This window comes from Tenacibaculum sp. M1.3A (genome assembly GCF_057732375.1).
Map to the genome: position 1 here is coordinate 49969 of NZ_JBYJEF010000010.1, position 23053 is coordinate 73021.

Below are 23053 nucleotides of genomic sequence, written 5' to 3' on the forward strand. Positions count from 1 at the left end.
GCTTTTTTTATTAAAAATTCAATTTTGCTGATTGAATATTGCCAATTGCTTTAAAAATATTTTTAGGTAAGTATTCTTCTGTTTGCTGAATAGAATAATGTCTGGCTTGATTTTTTACATCAATTGTTGGTATACCTAACTGTAAATAATTTGTTATACCAGTATCTTTTAAAGAATACCATTGATATGTATCGGCTAGTTTTATCGTTTTTCTTAGTTTATCCCAAGTGTAAGATATTTTACGAGGTGTTAATTGTTCTTTACCTGGTTTATAATCATTGCAAGAAAATAAATAATCATCATTATTAGCGGTGCTAAGATGTGTCGCTAAAGAATTTATTATATCTAAAGGAATAGTTACTATTTGCGATTTCCTGTTTTTACTAGCTTCTGCAGGCACGTTAATAATTCCGTTAGAGAGTATAACATCTTTTACTTTAAGCTTAGTAAACTCAGTTCTACGGATTAAACAATAAAAAGCAGCTTGGCAAAGTACACCATAATTAAAATTATTTTTTTCTAGATAATTAAAAATACGAACTCTTTCTTGCTGTGGTATTATGGTCCTCTTTTTGTCGCCTTGTTTTATTTTTGATAAAAGACTCGTGAAATCTACATTAATATATCTTCTTTTTATCAGCCACCTTGTAAAAACACCTATAAACCCTAAATAATTATTGTGAGTTCGTGCTGAATTTTCACGGTCGTAAAAAATTACATCTAAAAACCGTCTGCTATAATCTTCATTAAAATCGGTTACAAAACAATCTTCTTTTCCTTCGGATTCATAAAAACCTTTTATATTTTTAATGTAGCTATTGTAAGCACGTAAGGTGTCTTTACGTAGCGCATCTTTTTCAATTTTCTGTTCTAATTGTTTTGTAAAAATATCAAAAACATCAAAAAGCTTGGTGTATACTTTTGCGTTTTGTTCATGCAAAAAGGGAGTCCACCCTTTTGCTAGTTTTTCATTCAAATTGGCTATTATTCTTTTCGCAAACTTTCTTCTTTCTATAATATTTGTTATTGGCTTTACTCTGTTTCTTTTGCGTTTCAAACGTTTAAAAGTATCAGTTTCTAAAGGATCAATAGCATAATAGACGATTTCCCAAGTTTTATTTTCTTTTAATTCTGCAGGAATGTAATCTATAAAAGGAATAAGTTTTTTTGAATTCTGAGATTTAGACATTTTTTTTTTACATCAAATTGATAATTTGACTGTAAATTAAATGATAATCAATGGCAAGTTTTTGACACGCTGTTTTAAAAAAAATACTCTGAGAACCCTATTTGAATAGGGTTTCAGAGTATCAGTAGCGAGAAGCAGATTTGAACTGCCGACCTCAGGGTTATGAATCCTGCGCTCTAACCAACTGAGCTATCTCGCCATTTGCGGCTGCAAATATACAAGATATTTACTTTTAACCAACAAAAAATGAAATTTTTTTTTAAAAAATAAAGATATATATTGCCACCTTAAGAAAAAAAAAATGAGTAAAGTAAAGTTCGAATTAGAGTTCCCTATACATGCGTCACCAAGTATGTTATATAATAGTTTAGCAACTCCTTCAGGATTAGAGGAGTGGTTTGCTGATAGAGTTAATTCTCGAGGAAAATTAATCACTTTTATGTGGGATGATTCTGAAGAAGAGGCTAAAATTTTAGCTAAAAAAAATAATGAACGCATTAAATTTAAGTGGGAAGAAAGTGAAGATGATGAAAGTTATTTTGAATTTAGAATAGAAGTAGACCCTTTAACTAAAGATGTAGTGGTAATTGTTACCGACTTTGCAGATGATGAAGAAGCTGTAGAAGAAGCAAAAATGTTATGGGAAAGCCAAATAGAAAGTCTTAAAAATAGTATAGGAGCGTAATCTTTTATAGTAGATATTAAAAACTCGACATTTTGTCGAGTTTTTTTATGGCTACTAATTACCTAAGCTGTAAATTTGCAATCAAAATTTTTTAGAGATGCTAAATTTTAACGGGAAAATAATATCAGAAAAAGAACTACAGTTATCTAATAATAATAGAGCCTTTAAGTATGGTGATGCTATTTTTGAGACGGTAAGAGTACTTAACACTAAAGTTGTTTTTTTTGAGGATCATTATTTTAGGTTAATGGCATCGATGAGAATGCTGCGTATGAAAATACCAATGAATTTTACGCTAGAGTTCTTACAAGAAGAAATTTTAAAAACTACAAAAGAACTTCCCGAGGCAAACAATTACAGAGTAAGATTAACTGTTTACCGAAAGGATGGAGGATTGTATAAACCAGCGTCAAACGAAATTGATTATTTAATAGAAGCATCTGATTTTACTTATATAGAAAAATCTATTTATAAAGTAGATCTGTTTAAAGATTTTTATAACTATTCAGGATTGTTATCAACCATAAAAACTTCTAACAGAATGCTAAATACATTGTCTGCTATTTTTGCAGATGAAAATGATTTAGATAATTGTATATTATTAAATGAAAGAAAAGGGGTTGTTGAAGCAACCAACGGAAATATTTTTATAATAAAAGATAACGTAATAAAAACTCCGGCTTTAACAGAAGGATGTATAAAGGGAATTGTTAGAAAGAAAGTAATTGAAATTCTAGAGAAAAATCCAGAATATACTATTGCAGAAACTACAATTTCTCCGTTCGAATTACAAAAAGCAGATGAGGTTTTTATAACCAATGCGATTATTGGTATTCAATCAGTAACTAATTACCGTAAAAAAGAATTTACTTCTAGCATAACTGATAAAATTAAAAGTAGTCTTAAATTAATAACAATAACAGGTTAATTCATTTGAATATCACTTGGTGCATTCGCCCATATTTTATACCTACCTCCTTTTTGAAGTAGTTTTTCTTTCCATAAATTTTTGTCATTTGTAGTTAAGATATTTGTGTAATCATTTTCCGAAATAAACCAAGAATCGGTATTTAATTCATCTTCTAGTTGATTTGTATCCCAACCAGAATATCCTAGAAAGAAGCGTATATCTGTTGATTTTAATTTATTACTGGTTAAAAGCTCTTTTAAAAGCTCAAAATTACCTCCCCAATAAATACCATTTGCAACTTCAATGCTGTTTGGTATTAAGTCAGGTGCTTTGTGTATAAAGTATAAGTTATCTTCCTCTACAGGACCACCTTGATATATTGTGAAATCACAATCTATTTCTGGTACTAAATCACTTAGCACGTAATTTAAAGGTCTGTTTAATATAAAGCCAACAGAGCTTTTTGGTGTGTGTTCTGTTAATAAGATAATAGTTCTCTTAAAAGAACAATCATTTAAAATAGTAGGCTCTGCAATTAACAATCTGCCTTTTTCGAGTTTAAGTGCAACCATATACTTAGTTATTTATATTACTAAAATAGGTAAAATTTTAATAAAAATTTAACATAGTTGTTAAAATATGTAATAAAAAGTAAAAAAAGTTTATATTTTTTCTAAAATCTGAATAACTTCATTTCGTTTTCTAACAGAAACTGGTATTGTAATTTTATTTTTTAAAACCAAATATCCTCCATCAGATTTAATGAACTCTTTGATATACTGTATGTTAATTAGGTGACTTTGGTGTACTCTAATAAATTCAAATTCTTTTAGCATGTCTGAAAAGTACTTAAGTGTTTTACCGACTAAAATTTTTTGATTATCTATTAAAAAGAATTCCGTATAGTTATTATCGGACTTACAACGCACAATATCATCTAAATTTACCACAATAATTTTATCAGAAGTGCTTAAAGAAATCTTTTTTGGGCGCAAATTAGGTTGCTTTATAGATTCTTGTAAAATGGTTAATTGTTCTTTATCTGGTTTAATTTGATTTTTAGCTTTATCAATTGCGTTAGATAAATCTTCATTTGTATATGGTTTTAATATATAATCGATTGCAGCAAACTTAAAAGCTTTAATAGCATACTCATCACTTGCGGTAACAAAAATTATTTTTGATGATAAATTAGGGTGAATTTCAAGAACATCAAAACCAGTACCGTCACCAAGCATAATATCTAAAAATAAAATATCTGGCTGTTTTTTTCTTAATAATATAGATGCTTCTACAACGCTTTTTGCGGTACCGATTATTTCTATTTCTTTGTGATGTTTTAAAATGTCGTTTTGTAACATTTTTAAAGCAGATGGCATATCATCAACAATAATAGCAGTTAATTTATTCATGTTAAAAATCAGTTTTTAAAGGAATTTTAAAAGACACTTTTGTTCCGGTTATCTCGTTTCTATCGATGATTTCATCAATATAAAAAAAACTTTTTTTAGACAAGGCTCTAATACGTTCTTCAGTGATTTTAATAGCAACTGAATTATGAGAATTAGCGTTGGTGTCTTTTTTTGATTGATGAATTCCGACGCCGTTATCAATAATAGTACATACTAAAAACTGATTATTAATAGAGAAATAAATCGTGATTTTACCTTCTGATGTTGTTTTAAAAGCATGTTTAATACTGTTTTCAATAAAAGGTTGAATTAACATTGGCGGAATTAATATTTCTTCAGGATCTAGTTTTAAATCGGTAATGATTTCATATTTAAAAGTATTTGAACTCATCTGTTGTTCTAGCTCTATATAATTTTTTAAGACTGATATTTCTTCAGTTAAACTAATTTCTTCTTGTCTAGAATTATGCAGAATTCCGCGTAAAAGCGTTGCAAATTTACTTATTGTTGTATTGAGATCTGCTGATTTTCCGTTAGTACCTAAAGCTTTAATTCCGTTTAAAACATTAAAAATAAAATGCGGATTCATTTGCAACTGCAACGCTTTTTGCTCTAACGACAATAAATGATTTTTTAACTGTAGTTTTTTAACTTTAGCTTTATTTTTAGCTTTAATTTTTCGAATATAAAGTAAAGTTACCGCCGTTAAAAAAAAGAGTATAAAAGAGATACTTGCCCATATAAACCAACTTTTTTGATGAATAGGTGTATCAATAAAAAAATGAAAATGTATTGGTTTGCTTATTTTTTTAGCACTTTTAGATTGTACTGTAAAAGTATAGTTTCCGTAGTTTAAATAAGGAAGGTCAACGGTGTTTTTAGAAGTCCAATTACTAAATTCATCATTTAATTTATAACGGTATAAAACATCTTTCGGATTGTTGATATTAACCGTTTTATAAGTAAATGAAATATGATTTTTAGTAGGTTTTAATTGTAATATTTTTTGATAGTTGTTAATATCAATGCTGTCTAACGATTTATAAACTACGTCAATATTTTGAAAGGTAATTACAGGAGTTTTTTCTGTAACATTCTTTCCTTTTAATTTATATACACCTTTGTTTTTTGTAGCAATCCAAATATTTTTTTGCTGATCCTGAAAAACAGTATTTATTTTATTTGTTGTTAATGTATTGTATTTATTGATGTTTTTTTCGAAGTTAAAATTTTCATTAAGTATTTCAATTCCGTCGTTTTGAGAAATAATCCAAAATTGATTGTTAATAAACTTAACATCAATTATGTTTTTTAAAGAGCTTGTAATTGTCTGAATTTGGTCGTTATTAATTAATTTAATTCCGTTGTTATAAGTAGCTGCAACAGTCTTTTTTTTATGAAAGATAATAGAAGTGTAATTACCTAAATCTATTCTTTTTAAAAGAGTCGGGTTAACTAATTTATCTAGTTTCCACAAAGCTTTGTTGGTTGCAATCCAATAAAAAGAACCATCAAACTTTAAATCGTTTATTATGTTTAAATCAATCTGAAAATTAGTCCGAATATTAGAAAGGAAATCCTCACGAACTCTTAATATACCTTTATCTGTACCTAAAAAAGTACCATGGTTTGTAGTTAGTATACAGTTGATTTTTTTTTCATCAAAAGAACTAAATGTACTATTACTTCGGATGCTTAGTCCGTTATTACTACCAATATAAAGAGTGTTTTTTGTAGTACTAACAACTGTTGATTTATCAGTTGTTAATCCGTCTTTTTTACTAAAGTTTATAAACTCATAACCGTCAAAACTAGAGATTCCTTTATTAGAAGTAAACCATAAATAACCACTTTCATCTTGTGTAATATCAGTAATAGTTAAACTAGGTAAGCCATCATTTAAATTATAGTTTTTTAGCGTGTTTAACTGTGCAACAGTACTTGTAACAGTTGATGAAAAAATAAAAATAAATACATATTTAAGTAACTTCATAGTAACAAACTTAACCAATTTAAACGTCATCGCGATAAAGTATAAGAAGTAATCTTTTTAAGATAATTACTGCTACTTTATTAGCGATGACGTTCCCCAAATATTAAATTATTTCATTGCGTATAAGCGCTTATTATTAGTGTCGGGTTTAATGTGCTCTAAGTCGCCAAAAGGTTTTGTAAGTGGCTTTAATACACACAGCACAGATGTTTTTCCTTTAATAAGTAATTTACTATCCTTTATTTTATAGGTCCATCTAAATTTTTCAACAGGAATATTTAACTTATCCATGTCTTTCATTAAATCTTCATCATTAGCAATAAAATCCATTAACTCTTCTTGCATTACAAAAGTTGGAATTTCTTCATCTGAATGTAAATAATCAACTTCTAAACTTACAGGTACACTAAACTGTTTTGTATATGGCTCTCCTATATAACGCTCTCTTTCGTTTGTTAAAGCAGCAAACCAATCTATTTCTCTTTCCTTCGGATATTTTTTAGCAATCTCTTTAGATAAATCTACTTTTCCTGGTGAGTTTGCTGTCGGATAAAATACGTAATACGGTTCTGCTAAATAGTGATTCGTAAACTCGCCATCGAATACATTAAAGTAAGGTGAAGCTACAACTTGCGGAACTTCATCCGTAGAAAAAGCTTGTTTTAAACTATTTAAAAGTGCTTCGTTTTTACCTAAGCCGTTTGAATGAAATACAATTTTAGTGTTTATATTAATTCCCTTTTTTATAGTAGGTAAATTTCCTTTAGAAATACTTTTTTGTAAAGATTCTGTTGTAATTTTTTCACCATTTACAACTGTTTCAAGATGCATACCTTTAAAAGGATTACTGTAGTTAACAATATGAATATCGCCGTACGGATTTTCAGTAGCGTTTCTATTCATCCACGTAATAATTTCTTCTAAAGAATATTCCTCATTTATAACACGGTATTTTTTGTCTTTAAAATAAGCCCTAGCACTGTCGTAAAACTTGCTATCGCTTTTATCATAACCAGCAATAAATACAATTGGTTCTCTTGAGTTTAAATTAATTTTGTTTACCGTTTCTTCTTTTTTAGCAATGTTTCCCAACTCTTTTGTACTGTTTTTTTTTGTTTCATTACAGCTTGTAAATGTTCCGATTAGTAGTAGTAATCCCATTACCATTCCTACTTTTAAAATGTGTTGTTTCATAGGTTTTGTTTTTAAGGTTATTATTTTGTTATTGTTGTAAAATGATGGTTACATTTTTCTCTAAATTAAAATTTGTAGATAATTTATTTAAAATGTTAGGCAAGTTCCTGTCACTAACCCATAACCCATTTTTTTGCTTCTCTACAGAAGCTATTAATCCGTTGTTGTTTATCTGTAATTTTAAGCTGTTATATTTGCTTAAATACATTTTTAATACTGATGAGTAATTGTTGTCTGACCACATAATATTTGTTTTATACAGTCAAAATTAAGGGAGAAGTAAGGTATAATTTGAAGTTAATTAGAATTCGTAAGCAATAAATTAGAATTCGTTAAATCTTAGTTAATGTATTTAAATACATTAACTAAGAAATAGTAATAGAAAGAGATGTAAAACGAAACAGCAGATAGTTTTGTAAAACTACCTGCTGTTATTAAGTAAATTATTTTTTATTATAATAAAATACAACCACCCCAAGAAAAGCATTGAGAAGGTTCTCTTAATACATATCCGTTTGGTAATGTACGGCAGCAAGTTGAAGGCCCACATTGTTGCCAATTACCACTTCCATTAATAGATTTTTGCTCAGTCTTGTTTAATGTAGTCCCTAAGTTTAAAATTTTTTTGAACATAATAATAATAATAATTAAGTTTCTCAAATTTAAATAGTTAAAAATATTAATGAAGAAAATAAATCGTAAAAAAAGGAGGGTAAAACCGTAAATATTAATAACAATCAGTTTTAATTTGATTCGTTTTTTGAAAAGTACTCAACGGAGTGTGTAATTGAGTTAGAACAATAATATTTAAATTTTTTAAAACATCGTTCATCATACTAATAGAGCCACAAATCATAATTGTGCCGTTATTCTTTAGGGTCGATGCAATTAAGGCTTGTTCTTTTAAAATAAGATCTTGTACGTATTCTTTATTTTGCTCTTTGGAGTAAGCAATATGAATATTTTCTTCATTTAAATTTGTTAAAAACGGAGCATACATTTTTAAAGATTCTTTAGTTCTTGCTCCCCAAAATAAATGAGTTTTTAAAGGATTGTGTAACATTCCTAAAAAAGGAGCAATACCTGTTCCGTTGGCTATTAGAATTGTTTTTTTTGATTTTTTAGAAAAATGAAACGCTTTATTTTTTTCAATTCTAGCAAGTAAAGTATTTGCTGTTTTAAGATTGAAAAGTAAATTTGAACAAACCCCAAATTCGTGTTTTTTTATACTTAATAAAATGTCATTGTCAATTTTACCTACAGAATATAAGCGTTTAATGTTATCGTTTTTAGGAGTGATTGCTAGTAAATCACCCGATGAAAAGTGCAATTTTTTAAGAGGTCTTAAACGGATTAAAAAAGAAGCATCCGTATTTAGTTCAGTAGTATTTATTACCGAAAAAGCTTGCTGCTTTTTAGGTTTAACTAGTTTTTGTTTTAGTTGTAAGTGGATATTTGTTTTTTGACTCCATTGTATCCCCCAGGTTTTAAAATCATTAAAATTTTGATTGTTAATTTTATAAAGAGGTAAAGTAGGAGAGAAGTGCTTTTTCTTTTTAAATGCGTTATCAATTTTAATAGCAAACTTACAATATTCAGGATATGCGAATGAGCCAAAACCAACTACAGCATAGTTTATAGGATTTGGCTGTTTAATTTTTTCTGCTAATGTTAGGAAGTTATTTGCATTTGAAGGAGGTTGTCCTTCGCCATAAGTTGCTGTTAAAACAATTAATTGGGTAGCTTTATTATAAGATGTGTAGTTGTTTAAATGGTCTATAAAAACAGTTTTTTTATCAGTAATTAAAGCGTCGTATAAAGAAGATGCAATACCAAAAGTACTGCCTGTTTCTGAACCAACTAATATAATAATTTCTGAATTTTCTTTTTTAAACTTGTTCTTAGGTAATGAGCTTTTACGTTTTCTTTCTAAAGTCATGGCGAAACCAGAATAGATAAAAAATAAAATAGCAAGACAGGATAAAAGTAAAATTATTGACCAAATAATAGTGCCACGACCGGTATGTAAAAACAAACTCCAATCGGACAGTATTTGTGTTAAATGTAAATTTTTTGCACTAATAATTTCACCAGAGTATTGATGAATAATCAATTCTTTGGTTTTTAATTTTAAGAAAAAATAATCTTCGGCATCGTCAGAAAAAGGAAATTCAATACTTTTAACTTCATTTAATTGAATGTTTTTAAAGATTGAAAATTCCTCAACGGCAATTTTTTTATCCGAAGAAATCTCTGAAAAATCAAAAGTATGCTTAATGTTGTTTTCAGGTAAAAGAGAAAATTTTTCTAGAGATAAATATACAGCGGTTACTGTAATTATTAATATAGGAATTAAGGTAAACCGACCAATGATTACGTGATAATATTGGTTAAAATTTTCTTTAACAACTTTAGTGAAGAAACGTATAATTCCGCCTTGCCTTTTAATGATAAGAATGCTTCCTGTAATAGTAATTAGCAATAGGAGAAAAGAGAAAAAACCAACTAAAAAACGACCGGTTGATTTTAAAAATAAAGAACGATGTAAATTGGTTGTCCATTTAAAAATGGATGATTTAGAAACGATACTACTTATTTTTTTGCCTGTAATAGGATTAATGTAAAACGTTTCATTTTTTCCGTTTTTGGTAATTACAGCAGCGGTAACAAAATTATGTTCATCAACATTTAAAGTTATTACTTCTTTGTACTCTTTTTTTAAAGAAGAAATTGTTTGAGAAAGGGAAATATTATCAGTAGCTATTGCATACGGTTTTAATTGATTCGATATCGGTTCGAAACTTAAAATAAAACCGGTTACAGCAGCAATAAGTATAAAAATAGATGAAGATATAGCCAGTGTTAAATGGCTATACCTCCATACAGAAGTAGTTAATTTCATTAAATATTATTTTACTAATTATTGCGGAATCATGCGGATGTAACGTATAAATCCTTTTCCTTCAATCTTGGTTTTTACGTTTTCTGTAGTAAGTTCAAATTCAACATCATCTTTATAATATTCTTGATCTTCTACGGCAGATTCAAATCTAATTTTATAACCTTTATTTAATTTGCTTTCCGGAATTTTAAGAATACTAATAGTTCTATTACCTCCACTAACAGTAGCTCCTGTTATGGCATCTATATCAGCTCTTTTTGTACCTTGAAACTTCCACCATTCTGTTATATCCGAATACCAATCTTCATCATCACCTTGTACATATAGTGTTTTTTCATATTTGCCATTTGGGTTTAATAAAGAAACTGTAATGTAAGCACCTTCGCCTGTATAATTTTTTAATTGAATCATACATTTATAAGTAGCATCATTATAAGTAGTAAAAGCCATATCTCCGAAGGCTAAGAATAAAATTATAAATATTTTTTTCATATTTATTTGTTTTTAATTACTTGTGTTTATTTTAAAAAACTAATATCGGTGTTTTTTAGGTTTTCATTTTCTTTAGCTAAATCATATAAAGTTTCATCAAAATCTGTTTTTACATTTTTATCTGCTCCTTTGTTAAGTAAAATTTTTATTATTTTATGATTTTTAGCAATTAAAACAGCTTCCTGTAATGCTGATAATCCTTTTTTGTTTTTAGCATTGATATCAATTTTATAATCAGCTATAAAATTTAGCATAGCAATACTTTGTTTTTTAACAGCTAGATGAAATAAAGTATTTCCGTCCTTTTGTATCTCTTCAACATTTAAACCTTTAGTTTTTAAAAGCGTTAGTTTTTGTTGAAATTCTGCTGTTTTTTTAGCATTGAAAGTTTTAAATAAATAATAGTTTAAATTATTTCCTTTAGCATCTGTTACCGCTACATTAGCGTTCTTTTCTAATAAAAATTTAACAACCTCTAAACTGTTGCTTACGCTATTTGTAAGAGCAGATTTTCCTTCTTTATTAGTGTGGTTAATGTTTTTAGTTTTTGAAGCTAATAACTTAATTACCTCTAAAGAATTTCTTCTAGTGGCGTTTGTTAAAGGAGTATTTCCATTAACATCAGCTTTATTGATATCTATTCCTTTTGATATAAAATAATTAAAAGTAGCGATGTCTTTATTTCCATAAGCTAAGTTATGAATAGGGTTTTTACCTTCGTTATTAGTTATGTTAGGATTGATGCCTAAGCTTTCTAAATATTTGAAAAACGCTAAAGAATTGTAACCACTTCTAGAACCTCTTGAAGCTAATAAAAAGGCATTTCCACCATTTTTATTTAGGTTTTTATGTGAAATTCCTTTTTTTAATAATAATTCAGCTATTTTTTTATTACCATTTTTGGCAGCATAATTAAAAGCTCCGTTTTCATCATTGTCTAAACTATTAAGAGACAGTCCTTTTTCAGTAAAATAATCAACCAGATAAAAATCTTTTAAATTAGAAATTACTAGTAACAATGCATTAGCACCATTTTCGTTTAGATCATTTTTAACATCGATACCGTTTTTAATTAATACATCGTATATTTTTGTGTTTGTTTGCCCTGCTGCCGCAGCAAAAGTTAACGGTGAAAAGTTATGAGAATCTTTTAAATCTAACCGAGCTTTGTTATCAATAAGATGTTTAACTAATTCTAAATTACCTTTATAAGCAGCCCAAAACACATAGGTCCTTTTATCATGTGTTAACTTATTAACATCATTACCTTTTTGTTTAAGAAGGTGTTTTATAGTCGCATTTGGTGCTTCTGCTAAAATAGCATTGGTAACAGCATCAAATCCATTAGATGTTAATGCGCTTGGATTGTTGTTTTCTTTTATTTTTTGATCAATAATAGCAACAGTTGGTTTTGTTTTCCAGAAAACACGATCAAAAAAAATGTTTTTTGTTTGTGCTTGTAGCATACTTGTAATGAAAACAAGTAAAAATGTAAGTTGTAAATTTTTCATGTGTTTTATTTATTTTTTAACGAAAGATTCAATCGTTTCATCTATTTGTTGTTGCTCGGTTATTTGGTCTGAAAACAAGTGTTTATATAATGGTTTGTTCTCCACTTTTTTCTCTAGAGAGAGATTGTTGTTTCTTCCATAAACCTCGTCCCACTTATTTCTAACTAATAGCCATTTGTTGGTGTTTTTTTTCCACCAATCTTGCGATGCTTTACATTTACTATCAGCAACTTTAACATAAGTGTTGTAGCCTTTTTCATGTGCTAATACAATATCTTTAGTGCCTGCTTTTCTAATTATTTTCTTGTTGTCTTGATCATGTAGCCAACCATAGTTTGTAATTTCATGGCGATTTCCTCTTTCAGTTACATTATAGTCGCTTCGTTTTGTGTATTCTCTGCGAGGTAAAGGCGCATCTGTTGTGTTTTCCCAATAGCTTTTTCCATCTATATGTACCCACGTTCCTGAGCCTTCGTAGCGAGGACTATCATCTACCTGATACACTTTTTGTGTCCATTGTTTTTTTACAGCTGCTTTTGATTTGTTTTCATATAACCAATTATTATCGCCATTAAACATATAAAAATCTTGATTTTGATATGCCCAATCTTGTCGCCAATGTTTTACAATATGAGGGCTAACAGGATTACCTACTTGCAGTAAATGCTGAATAGAGATATCATTTTTACCATCTTCAATTAATTCGGCCCACTCTAAACCTTTTGCAATTTTTGTTTTTGATGGTTTGTATAAAGAATCTTTACTATTGTTAAAAGTTTCAGCAAAATTAAAAGTAACCTCAAAACAACCGCACATTTTTTTTATAGCAGCTTTGTCTTTTGCTTTTTTACTTTGAGCATTTATTGTTAAAGCAGTTAATAATAGCATGCTTCCTAATAATACTTTTTTCATTTTATGATTTATTTTTAGTTGAAATATTTTTTTGACAAAAATATAAATTTTATTTAGATTGATTTAAAATAAAGAATATATTTGTCGAAAATTATTAAGAATGTTTCTAAATAGAGAAATAATAGGTGTTTTTATTTTTATAAGTTTAACTGCTTTTTCGCAAGAAAAAACAGTGCAAAATGATGAGGCTCTAGAAATAAATGAGTTAGAAGAAGTAGTTGTTACAGCAACAAGAACTAAGCGCCAATTGTCATCAATACCAATGCCGGTAACATTAATTTCTAAAGAACAATTAATGAAATCGGGGGCAGTACGATTAAAAGATATTTTATTAGAACAAACAGGAATCGCATTAGTAGCTGATTTTGGAGGTTCAGAAGGAATACAACTACAAGGTGTTGCGGCAGATTATACTTTAATTTTAATTGATGGAGTTCCGATTGTAGGAAGAACATCTGGTAACATCGATTTAAATAGACTTACAGTTAATAATGTTAAGCAGATAGAAATAGTTAAAGGACCATCATCATCTTTATATGGTTCTGAAGCAATAGGTGGGGTAATTAATATAATTACCGAGCAGCCAAAAAATGATAATTTAAAAGGAACTGTTAGTTACTACGCAAAAGGCGGAGCTAAAAATGAGCTTGATATTAATACAAATGTTCAATTGAAAAGGAATCGATTTGGGATGGTTTCTGGAATTAACTTAAACTCAAGTAATGGTTATGATTTATCTCCGGAAACGATTTCAAAAACAACAGAACCATATCAGAATTTTACAGGAGATTTAAAGTTGAGTTATGATGTTTCAGATAATTTAAAAGTAGCGATATCAAATCGGTTTTATCAGCAAAATCAAAATCAAAAAGAAAATGGCAATGATAATAGGCAAACTGATTGGAGTGTTAATACGAAATTAAATAATAAAATAAACGATAAATGGAGCTTAGATTATGGATTGTATACCACCAAGTATAAAGCAGAAAGCATGTTTAATAATGATGCAACATTATACCAACAAACGCTGTTGCGGCCAGAAATAAAATCAATAAATAAATTTAATAAAGCAACTTTAATTTTGGGAGCTGGAGCTAATTTTGATGCTTTAGAAAGAACGGAATTTAAAGGTGTTAAAAAGTACGATACACCTTATGTTTTTGGGCAACTTGATTTTAATCCAACCCATAATTTAAATCTTATTATAGGTGCTCGATTTGAAAATAGTAATCAATATAAATCAGCATTTACACCTAAAATATCATCAAGCTATAAAATTAATAATTGGCTTACCGCAAAAGCATCTGTAGGTTACGGATTTAAAGCACCTGATTTTAGGCAGCTATATTTTAATTTTAGAAACTCCGCAAGCGGATATGTGGTTTTAGGAACCCAAACATTGTATGATTTGTATGGTAATCTACCAGAAATACAATCAATTGAAAAAGAATTAAAACCGGAAAGCTCGGTTGGTTATAACTTCGGATTTCAACTAAAACCATTATCAAGTTTAAAAATAAATTTCAACTTGTTTAGAAATGATATTAAAGATTTGATAGATGCGTTTGATACACACTTAAATGCTTCAGATTTAGGATTTCCCGCCGGAACACGTACTTTTTCTTACAGAAATATCAATAAAGTATATACGCAAGGATTAGAGGTAGATGTGAATTATAAAATAACTCCAAATTTCAACATTTTAGGTGGTTATCAATTTTTAGATACAGGTGATAAAAGACAAGAGGATTTAATAAAGTCTGGTAAGGTTTTTATTAGAAGAACGCCGTCATCTTCATCAGAAAAAATGACAATTTCAAATTATTACGGATTGCCAAATCGATCTAAACATATGGCAAATTTTAAAGTTTTTTATGAAAACTATCAACACGATTTTTCTGCAAATGTTAGAGCTGTGTACAGAAGTAAATATGCTTTGTTTGATACTAATAATAGTCAAGGAATTATAGATGAGAATGATGATTTTGTAGCAGGAAATACACAAGTAAACATAGCGATTCAAAAAACATTTTTCAATTTAATGAACCTTCAATTTGGTGTTGATAATATTTTCGATGAAAAAGGAACAGAAAATAAAAGCACCTTTAAAAATAACGATAGTGTTTTGCGTTTAGGAAGCACTTATTATGGTAGAATTCAATTTAATTTTTAATATATAAATCAATAAAAAATGAGAGTTTTAAAGTCAGTTTTAATAGTAATAATGTTAAGTTTTGTAGCTGTTTCATGTAGTGAGAATAAAGATACATTACCTGATGAGGTGGTTGCTAAACAAGTAGTTAATTTACACGCAAAAGAAACAACAGATAGATCTGTACATCCAGCAGTAGTATCAGGTGAGTTTGTTAAATTCAGTTTTAGTAAGGGTGCAGTAACAACAGCTGATAATTGGGATATTGCATTTAGAGGAACTACTATTTTGGTTAATGGTGGTGTTGCTACAGGGATTACAAATGAGCCTGAAAGAAAAAAAGATGCAGCTTTAGTATTAGTAGAGAGTGTATTTTCAGATGTTAAAACTGCACCTTTAGATAATGCGTTTAAACAAGATGCCGTTGATGCATTAGCATTACCTAAAACCACATGGTATTCTTATGATAGAACTGATCATAGTATAGACCCTGTGGCCGGAAAAATTATAGTCGTAAAAACAAATGATGGCCATTATGCTAAAATGGAAATTATAAGTTATTATAAAGATATGGATAGCTCAAATTCTGCAGATCCTGTAAATTCAGGCGCACAATATTATACATTTAATTACATGTATAACCCTAATAGTGGAGATAAAAATCTTCAGTAATTGTTAATTATTTTGTTAGTTTTTGTTAATGAAAAGCTGTTTTGGTTAGTCACCAAGCAGCTTTTTTATTACCTGAGTTTCTCTTTTAAGTATTTAGCAGTAAAAGATTCTTTATTTTTTACTAATTCTTCTGGTGTTCCTGCAAAAATTAAATTACCTCCGTTTTTACCACCTTCTAAACCAAGATCTATAATATAATCGGCACATTTTATTAACTCAATATTATGTTCAATTACAATAATCGAATGTCCTTTTTCGATTAAAGCATTAAAAGATGCTAATAATTTTTTAATATCATGAAAATGCAATCCGGTTGTAGGTTCATCAAAAATAAATAAGGCTTTGTCTTTTGTGTTTCCTTTTATTAAGAAAGAAGCTAGTTTAATACGTTGTGCTTCTCCGCCTGATAAAGTTGATGACGATTGTCCTAATTGTACATAGCCCAAACCAACATCTTGCAAAGGTTTTAGTTTTTTAGCAATTTTAGGTTGCTCGTGTTCTGAGAAAAAAGCAACAGCATCATCAATAGTTGAATTTAAAATATCATCGATAGATTTTCCTCCGAAAGTAACTTCTAACACTTCTTTTTTAAAGCGTTTTCCGTTACAAGTATCGCACTGCAAATGCACGTCTGCCATAAATTGCATTTCAATCGTAACTTCACCTTCACCTTTACAAACCTCGCAACGACCACCTTCTACATTAAAAGAAAAGTGTTTAGGTTGGTAATTTCTTATGTTAGATAGTTTTTGATCTGATAACAGTTTACGAATATCATCGTAAGCTTTAATATAAGTAACAGGGTTTGATCTTGAAGAACGCCCAATCGGATTTTGATCGATAAATTCAATATGTTTTATCGTATCAAAACTTCCGGTTATGTTGGTGTATTGGCCAACTTTATCTCCATACCCGTTTAGCTTTTTCTGCATGGCAGGATATAAAATTTTCTTAACCAACGTACTTTTTCCACTACCTGAAACTCCTGTAATTACCGTTAAGTTGTTTAAAGGAAAAGAAACATCTACGTTTTTTAAGTTGTTTTCTCGTGCACCAATAATATTAATGGTGTTTTTTGATGTTCTGCGAGAAGTTGGAATGTCAATTTTTAATTCTTCGGATAAATATTTAGCTGTTAACGAATCTGATTTCATAATAGCATCAAAAGTACCTTCGGCAACTACATGTCCGCCATAAGTACCTGCTTCAGGACCGATATCAATAATATAATCTGCTTCCTTCATAATATCTTCATCATGTTCAACCACAATAACAGTGTTACCTAAATCGCGTAAATCTTTAAGAACCTCAATTAGTCTTTCTGTATCTTTTGGATGTAAACCAATACTTGGTTCATCTAAAATATACATAGATCCTACGAGCGAACTACCTAAAGAAGTGGCTAAATTTATACGCTGGCTTTCACCACCTGAAAGTGTGTTAGAAGTACGATTTAAGGTTAAGTATTTTAAACCAACATCAGTTAAAAAAAGCAAACGATTGTTAATTTCGGTAAGCAACCTTTTCGCAATGTTTTTATGGTTTTCATTTAAGTTTATGTTCTTAAAAAAAACAGCCAATTCATCTAAAGGAAGTGTAACTAAATCAGAAATTATTTTATCGTCTACTTTTACGTAGTTGACTTCTTTACGCAATCTTTTACCGTTACAATCGGTACAGGTTGTTTTTCCGCGATAGCGAGAAAGCATTACTCTGTTTTGAATTTTATAACTTTTTTCTTCTAATTTTTTAAATAAATCGTGTATTCCTTCAAACTTATTTGTTCCGTTCCAAATAAGCTCTTTTTGTGCTTCAGAAATTTCAAACCAAGGTTTATGAATAGGAATACCAAATGTTTCTGCGTTAAGAATTAGTTCTTCTTTATATATTCTGTAAGCATCAGTTTTAAAAGGAAAAATAGCATCTTCAAAGATTGATAATCCGGTATTCGGAATCACTAAATCTTCGTCAATTCCAATTACGCTTCCGTAACCTTCACAAGTAGGGCAGGCTCCGTATGGGTTGTTAAAACTAAATAAATGAGTGTTCGGTTCTAAAAAAGTAATACCGTCTAACTCAAATTTATTACTAAATTCAGTAACAACGTTCGTATTTAGGTTTTCTATTAAACAGAACCCCTTTCCTTCAAAAAAAGCAGTTTGAATAGCATCTCCTAAACGATTGTAAAAATCTTCTTCGTGTTTTAATACAATTCGATCAACCACTAAAAATAATGCTTTATCATTATAATCTTCAATAGGAAAATCATCAATTCTTAAAACAGTGTCATTATATTTTAAACGCGCGTAACCTTGTTGCGTTAATACTTGTAAAACAGTTTTTAAATCTCTGTTTTCATTAATGGTAATTGGCGCAAGTAATAAAAGTTTTGTGCGCTCTTCGAAATTTTTAACGAAAGTAAGCACATCAGAAACGGTATGTTTTTTTACTTCATTACCAGATATTGGCGAAATAGTTTTACCAATACGTGCATATAATAATTTTATATAATCGTAGATTTCTGTTGAAGTACCTACAGTTGATCTTGGATTTGTGGAGTTTACCTTTTGTTCGATTGCAATTGCCGGAGCAATTCCTTTTATATAATCTACTTTAGGTTTGTGTAATTTTCCTAAAAACTGACGTGCATATGAAGACAAACTTTCTACATAACGACGCTGTCCTTCGGCATACAAAGTATCAAAAGCTAAAGAAGATTTTCCAGAACCAGAAAGGCCTGTTATTACAACTAATTTATTTCGAGGAATAACAACATCAATATTTTTTAAATTGTGTAGTTTTGCCCCTTTTATAATAATGTTTTCCTTAGGATTAATGGTAGAAATATCTGTTTTCATCTATAAAAAAATAATGTATAAAAATACCATTTTTGTAAATGAATGAAGAAGATAATTTGTTCTTTTTTTTAAAAATAACTATAAAATTAATTTAATACTTGTATTTGTTAATAAAAAGAACAATATTTGTAACTAGTTACTAATCAATAAATAAAAAGCCTATAGCTAAATAATTACTTTTTAAAGATTTACCCTTAACGAAAGAATGTTTAACGACGTTCTTAAAAAAGTAATTATGATGCATAAAGATGTTGTAAGCGATAGCGCTTTAGTAAGAGACTACATTAATGGAAAAGAGTTAGCAATAGAGTTGCTAATTAAACGCCACCAGCAAAGATTATATAGTTTTATATATAGCAAAGTACAGAATAGAGATACTACAGAAGATATTTTTCAAGACACTTTTATTAAGGTAATAAAAACACTTAAAAAAGGACGTTATAACGAAGAAGGTAAGTTTTTGCCTTGGGTTATGAGAATTTCTCATAATTTAATTATCGATTTTTTCAGAAAAAGTAACAGGATGCCAATATTTAATAACACAGAAGATTTTGATATTTTTTCGGTACTAACTGACGGTGCTTTAAATGCTGAAAATAAAATTATAAAAGAACAAATTTTATCTGACGTTAGAGATTTAGTAGAAGAATTGCCAGAAGAGCAAAAAGAAGTTTTAAAAATGCGTATTTATAACGATATGAGTTTTAATGAGATTTCTGAGAATACAGGAGTGAGCATTAATACGGCTTTAGGGAGAATGAGATATGCATTAATTAATTTAAGGAAAATAATAGAGAAAAATAAAATAATTTTAGTAAATTAGACAATATTAGTAAAACGGCGTCGTTAAATACTTGATAACAAAATATATAAAGGCAATATATGATGCAAACTTACTCACAGAGATCTTCGGATTTCATTATGAAACCTAAACAAGAAACAATTCAATTTTTGATTAATTTTTCTAAATCTTTACAAATAGTTAAAACCAAATCAAACTATCTCATTGAATTGAATTTGAATTAAGAGAGGAAAAGCTTCAGCACTAGTTGAAGCTTTTTTATGCTCTTTTCTTATAATATTCATCTAAAACTGTTTTTCTTCCTATTGTTTTTGTAATAATATCATTTTCTAAATCCCAACCACGAGCAGGAGAGTATTCTCGTCCATACCAAATTATTTGTAAGTGAAGATCATTCCAAATTTCTTTAGGAAATAAACGTTTTGCATCTTTTTCTGTTTGAACTACATTTTTACCGTTCGTTAAGTTCCAACGATATAATAATCTATGAATATGAGTATCTATTGGAAAAGCAGGAACACCGAAAGCCTGACTCATTACTACGCCAGCAGTTTTATGTCCAACAGCAGGTAATTCCTCTAAAAACTCGAAGCTCTCAGGAACTTTTCCGTTATGTTTTTCGATTAATATTTTAGACAAACCATAAATTCCCTTCGATTTCATTGGTGACAATCCGCAAGGCCTAATGATTTCTTTAATTTCTTCTACAGTCATTTTTACCATATCGTAAGGGTTATCCGCTTTAGCGAATAAAAGAGGTGTAATTTTATTTACACGAACATCAGTACATTGCGCAGACAATAAAACGGCAATAAGTAAGGTGTATGGATCTTTATGATCTAAAGGAACTGGTATTTCTGGATACAATTTCTCTAATGTATCTATCACAAATTGAACTTTGTTTGCCTTGGTCATTTTCTTTATCTTTATATCGACAAAAATACAAATTATGACAACATTAAAAATAGGGGATAAAGCACCAAATTTCGAATCTGTTGATGAAAAAGGAAATACAGTAAAACTTGCGGATTATAAAGGTAAAAAGTTGGTTTTATTTTTTTATCCTAAAGCAAGCACTCCAGGTTGTACAAATGAAGCGTGTGATTTAAGAGATAATTATCAGGCTTTTTTAGCAAAAGGCTATGAGGTTTTGGGGGCAAGTGCAGATTCTGCTAAACGACAACAAAACTGGATTAATAAGCACGAGTTACCTTTTCCGCTATTAGCAGATGAAACTAAAGAAGTAATCAATGCTTTTGGTATTTGGGGACCAAAAAAGTTTATGGGAAAAGAATATGATGGAATTCACAGAACTACTTTTGTAATTGATGAAAACGGAATCATTGAAGATATAATAAGTAAAGTAAAAACAAAGGAACACGCTAAACAAATTTTAGGATAACAAAAAACCGAGCTTAAAGCTCGGTTTTTTTTATTTTTGTTTAGCTGATAATTCAGCTTGTAACTCTTTACTTGTTTGAGAACTGTTATCATGACTCCAGCCTGGAGGCATAAAAACATATTTAAGTCGAGTACTTAGTGGTAAATGTTTTTTTCTATTAAAGAAATCTTTAAAAATTTCTTTCCATTCATGAAAAATAATATTGATAGGACCTTTGTCTTCTAACGGAGAAGTTAATCCGTAACGTAGTTTTTCATAAGTCACTTCATCTTCTTCTGCTTGAAATGTTCCGAACATGCGATCCCAAATAATTAAAACCATTCCCATGTTTTTATCTAAATATTTGGTGTTTGAAGCATGATGAACTCTATGATGTGACGGCGTTACAAAGAAGAATCCCCATAAACCTAATTTACTTTTTATGAAATTTGTGTGGCACAAAGTACCGTAAATTTGATTCAGTGCATAAGCAAACATAATATGTAAAGGTTCAACCCCTAAAAAAGCTAAAGGTAAAAAGAAGATATAACGAAATAAAGGCTGTAATACAGGTGAACGAAAGCCTGTTGAAATATTATAATATTCAGAGTTGTGATGTGTTACATGAACTGCCAAAAAAATCTTGAATGATGATCTACATAATGATGTATATAATATAAAAAATCTTGACCAATAAACGCAAATAACCAATAAGCTACGGCTAAATATTCCCAATCTACAATTCGGTAATGATAACAAATTCCCATTACACCAAAAGAGATTACTTTCATCAATATGTCTAAACTAAAGTTAATTAGTGCAAAATAAATATTGGTAGAAGTGTCTTTAAAATCGTAATTTTTCTTTTTCGATCTGTAGCTAAAATATATTTCAATTAAAATTATTGAAATAAAAAACGGTGTGCTCCAAAAATATAGAACATCTTGATTTAATAAACCCATACAAATTCTTTAGAATACAAAAATATTCCTTTTTACTTAAAGATAATAATTAATTTTTACAAACGATTTTCGATCCATTTTTTAAAACTATAAAAGTTTTGAGGAGCCACTCCATGACCTACCGGATACTCAGAGTATTCGCTTTGTAATTTATTTTCTGATAAAATTTGTGGCGCTTTACGAGCCCAATCAATAGGTAATACCTGATCTACGGTTCCATGAGAAATATAATAATCTGTAGTAATCGTACTTGGTATTTCTTTAGGTAATAATTCTTCGTTAATATAACCGCTTAAAGCAATTACATGTTGCACTTTATTAGGATAATTAAAACTTAAGGCATAACTTAAAATAGCTCCTTGACTAAAACCTAAAAGAAATGTTTTACCAGAATTGGTATTGTATTTTTTTTTAATTTTATCAATAAATAAAGCAATTTCATCTACAGATTCTTTTGCTTGAACTAAATCAGAAAACTTTCCGTTATTAGCATCAAAATTAATGGCATACCAAGCATAAGCTCCACCACCCATACTATGTGTTGCTTGCGCACTAACAATTAATAAATTATCAGGTAATTCTTCAGCAAATGAAAATAAATCTTGCTCGTTACTACCATATCCGTGTAGTAAAATTAATAAAGGCGGATTACTAATCGCTTCATTTGGTTCTCTTACAATATAATGTAAACTCATATAATTAAATTCCTTTAAACCATTCTTGAAACTGTTCTCCTATAAAGGGAACTAATTTTTTTTCTCCTTTTAAAACAGCCATAAAACTTATAAGCCAAAGAACAAATAAAAGCACACCTACAATCCAACCAGCAAAACCTCCTAAGTACTTATAAATAATCCAAGTATTTAAAAAAGATAAAATATTTAATCCAAGCATTTGTCTAATGTAAAAACTAGTAAAAGCGTTTTTATTATTCATGTTTAATACAAACGCGATTATTGTTCCGATAATCCAAAAGTGGCTAATTATTGCATTTGTTTTACCGTCAGTTATTGTGTTTTTTTCCAT

General features: G+C 29.1%; 23 protein-coding genes and 1 tRNA gene. 6 read left to right on the plus strand and 18 right to left on the minus strand.

Translation table 11 applies throughout. From position 1 onward, the window contains the following. Window positions 1–10: 10 nt before the first annotated feature. Complete coding sequence (locus AC28QF_RS13320) at window positions 11–1189, minus strand: tyrosine-type recombinase/integrase (RefSeq protein ID WP_488202279.1); 1179 nt, start codon at window positions 1187–1189, stop codon at window positions 11–13. 125 nt (window positions 1190–1314) lie between these two features. Then, a tRNA-Met gene (locus tag AC28QF_RS13325) sits at window positions 1315–1388 on the minus strand. A gap of 102 nt (window positions 1389–1490) precedes the next feature. Between AC28QF_RS13325 and AC28QF_RS13330 the strand changes: the two genes are divergently transcribed. Further along, window positions 1491–1874, plus strand: coding sequence for an START-like domain-containing protein (locus tag AC28QF_RS13330; RefSeq protein ID WP_488202278.1), 384 nt, complete (start codon window positions 1491–1493; stop codon window positions 1872–1874). Between the two features lie 97 nt (window positions 1875–1971). Next, window positions 1972–2802: an aminotransferase class IV gene (locus AC28QF_RS13335; RefSeq protein WP_488202277.1), complete on the plus strand. Its 831-nt coding sequence runs from the start codon at window positions 1972–1974 to the stop codon at window positions 2800–2802. On the opposite strand, the gene AC28QF_RS13340 is transcribed toward AC28QF_RS13335, so the two are convergent. From AC28QF_RS13340 to AC28QF_RS13385, 10 genes are all read right to left on the minus strand, one after another. Further along, on the minus strand, window positions 2799–3356 hold the full coding sequence (locus tag AC28QF_RS13340) for a YqgE/AlgH family protein (RefSeq protein ID WP_488202276.1): 558 nt from the start codon (window positions 3354–3356) through the stop codon (window positions 2799–2801). The two genes, AC28QF_RS13335 and AC28QF_RS13340, sit on opposite strands and share 4 nt — an antisense overlap. Before the next feature lie 90 nt (window positions 3357–3446). Beyond that, on the minus strand, window positions 3447–4196 hold the full coding sequence (locus tag AC28QF_RS13345) for a LytR/AlgR family response regulator transcription factor (RefSeq protein WP_488202275.1): 750 nt from the start codon (window positions 4194–4196) through the stop codon (window positions 3447–3449). A 1-nt stretch (window position 4197) separates the two neighbouring features. Next, window positions 4198–6189 carry a sensor histidine kinase gene (locus tag AC28QF_RS13350; protein ID WP_488202274.1) on the minus strand — a complete coding sequence of 664 codons (1992 nt, stop codon included), beginning with the start codon at window positions 6187–6189 and terminating at the stop codon, window positions 4198–4200. A 108-nt stretch (window positions 6190–6297) separates the two neighbouring features. Further along, the gene (locus tag AC28QF_RS13355) at window positions 6298–7383 is read right to left on the minus strand and encodes a hypothetical protein (protein ID WP_488202273.1); all 1086 of its coding nucleotides are present in this window, start codon (window positions 7381–7383) and stop codon (window positions 6298–6300) included. A gap of 28 nt (window positions 7384–7411) precedes the next feature. Beyond that, the gene (locus AC28QF_RS13360; protein WP_488202272.1) at window positions 7412–7627 is read right to left on the minus strand and encodes a hypothetical protein; all 216 of its coding nucleotides are present in this window, start codon (window positions 7625–7627) and stop codon (window positions 7412–7414) included. 209 nt (window positions 7628–7836) lie between these two features. Further along, a complete protein-coding gene (locus tag AC28QF_RS13365; protein ID WP_488202271.1) occupies window positions 7837–8016 on the minus strand; it encodes a hypothetical protein in 180 nt (59 codons plus the stop codon). Between the two features lie 94 nt (window positions 8017–8110). Then, window positions 8111–10285 (minus strand): PepSY domain-containing protein, encoded by a 2175-nt coding sequence (locus AC28QF_RS13370; protein WP_488202270.1) that lies wholly within the window; start codon window positions 10283–10285, stop codon window positions 8111–8113. Window positions 10286–10303: 18 nt separating this feature from the next. Beyond that, window positions 10304–10777, minus strand: a complete 474-nt coding sequence (locus tag AC28QF_RS13375) for a DUF2271 domain-containing protein (RefSeq protein ID WP_488202269.1) — start codon at window positions 10775–10777, stop codon at window positions 10304–10306. A gap of 26 nt (window positions 10778–10803) precedes the next feature. Further along, entirely contained in the window at window positions 10804–12288 is a 1485-nt protein-coding gene (locus tag AC28QF_RS13380) for an ankyrin repeat domain-containing protein (protein WP_488202268.1), read from the minus strand. A 9-nt stretch (window positions 12289–12297) separates the two neighbouring features. Beyond that, window positions 12298–13200: a DUF6607 family protein gene (locus tag AC28QF_RS13385; protein ID WP_488202267.1), complete on the minus strand. Its 903-nt coding sequence runs from the start codon at window positions 13198–13200 to the stop codon at window positions 12298–12300. A 100-nt stretch (window positions 13201–13300) separates the two neighbouring features. Here AC28QF_RS13385 and AC28QF_RS13390 point away from each other — a divergent pair, with 100 nt between their 5' ends. After that, window positions 13301–15373: a TonB-dependent receptor plug domain-containing protein gene (locus tag AC28QF_RS13390; RefSeq protein ID WP_488202266.1), complete on the plus strand. Its 2073-nt coding sequence runs from the start codon at window positions 13301–13303 to the stop codon at window positions 15371–15373. An 18-nt stretch (window positions 15374–15391) separates the two neighbouring features. Further along, window positions 15392–16024, plus strand: a complete 633-nt coding sequence (locus AC28QF_RS13395; protein ID WP_488202265.1) for an HmuY family protein — start codon at window positions 15392–15394, stop codon at window positions 16022–16024. Between the two features lie 68 nt (window positions 16025–16092). Here the strand turns inward: AC28QF_RS13395 and uvrA are convergent, their stop codons facing one another. Further along, the gene (gene uvrA / locus AC28QF_RS13400; RefSeq protein WP_488202264.1) at window positions 16093–18882 is read right to left on the minus strand and encodes an excinuclease ABC subunit UvrA; all 2790 of its coding nucleotides are present in this window, start codon (window positions 18880–18882) and stop codon (window positions 16093–16095) included. A gap of 235 nt (window positions 18883–19117) precedes the next feature. Here uvrA and AC28QF_RS13405 point away from each other — a divergent pair, with 235 nt between their 5' ends. Next, window positions 19118–19705: an RNA polymerase sigma factor gene (locus AC28QF_RS13405; protein ID WP_488202263.1), complete on the plus strand. Its 588-nt coding sequence runs from the start codon at window positions 19118–19120 to the stop codon at window positions 19703–19705. Between the two features lie 237 nt (window positions 19706–19942). Here the strand turns inward: AC28QF_RS13405 and AC28QF_RS13410 are convergent, their stop codons facing one another. After that, entirely contained in the window at window positions 19943–20599 is a 657-nt protein-coding gene (locus tag AC28QF_RS13410; protein ID WP_488202262.1) for an endonuclease III domain-containing protein, read from the minus strand. Window positions 20600–20633: 34 nt separating this feature from the next. Between AC28QF_RS13410 and bcp the strand changes: the two genes are divergently transcribed. After that, window positions 20634–21086: a thioredoxin-dependent thiol peroxidase gene (gene bcp, locus AC28QF_RS13415; protein ID WP_488202261.1), complete on the plus strand. Its 453-nt coding sequence runs from the start codon at window positions 20634–20636 to the stop codon at window positions 21084–21086. A gap of 30 nt (window positions 21087–21116) precedes the next feature. Here bcp and AC28QF_RS13420 read toward each other — a convergent pair whose 3' ends face one another. Genes AC28QF_RS13420 through AC28QF_RS13435 form a run of 4 tightly spaced genes read right to left on the minus strand, consistent with a single transcriptional unit; the run spans window position 21117 to window position 23053 of the window. Further along, window positions 21117–21701: a sterol desaturase family protein gene (locus AC28QF_RS13420; RefSeq protein ID WP_488202260.1), complete on the minus strand. Its 585-nt coding sequence runs from the start codon at window positions 21699–21701 to the stop codon at window positions 21117–21119. Continuing rightward, window positions 21686–22027: a hypothetical protein gene (locus AC28QF_RS13425; protein WP_488202259.1), complete on the minus strand. Its 342-nt coding sequence runs from the start codon at window positions 22025–22027 to the stop codon at window positions 21686–21688. The genes AC28QF_RS13420 and AC28QF_RS13425 overlap by 16 nt, the downstream gene beginning before the upstream one ends. A gap of 56 nt (window positions 22028–22083) precedes the next feature. Beyond that, a complete protein-coding gene (locus AC28QF_RS13430) occupies window positions 22084–22722 on the minus strand; it encodes an alpha/beta hydrolase (RefSeq protein WP_488202258.1) in 639 nt (212 codons plus the stop codon). A 4-nt stretch (window positions 22723–22726) separates the two neighbouring features. Beyond that, entirely contained in the window at window positions 22727–23053 is a 327-nt protein-coding gene (locus AC28QF_RS13435) for a hypothetical protein (protein ID WP_488202257.1), read from the minus strand.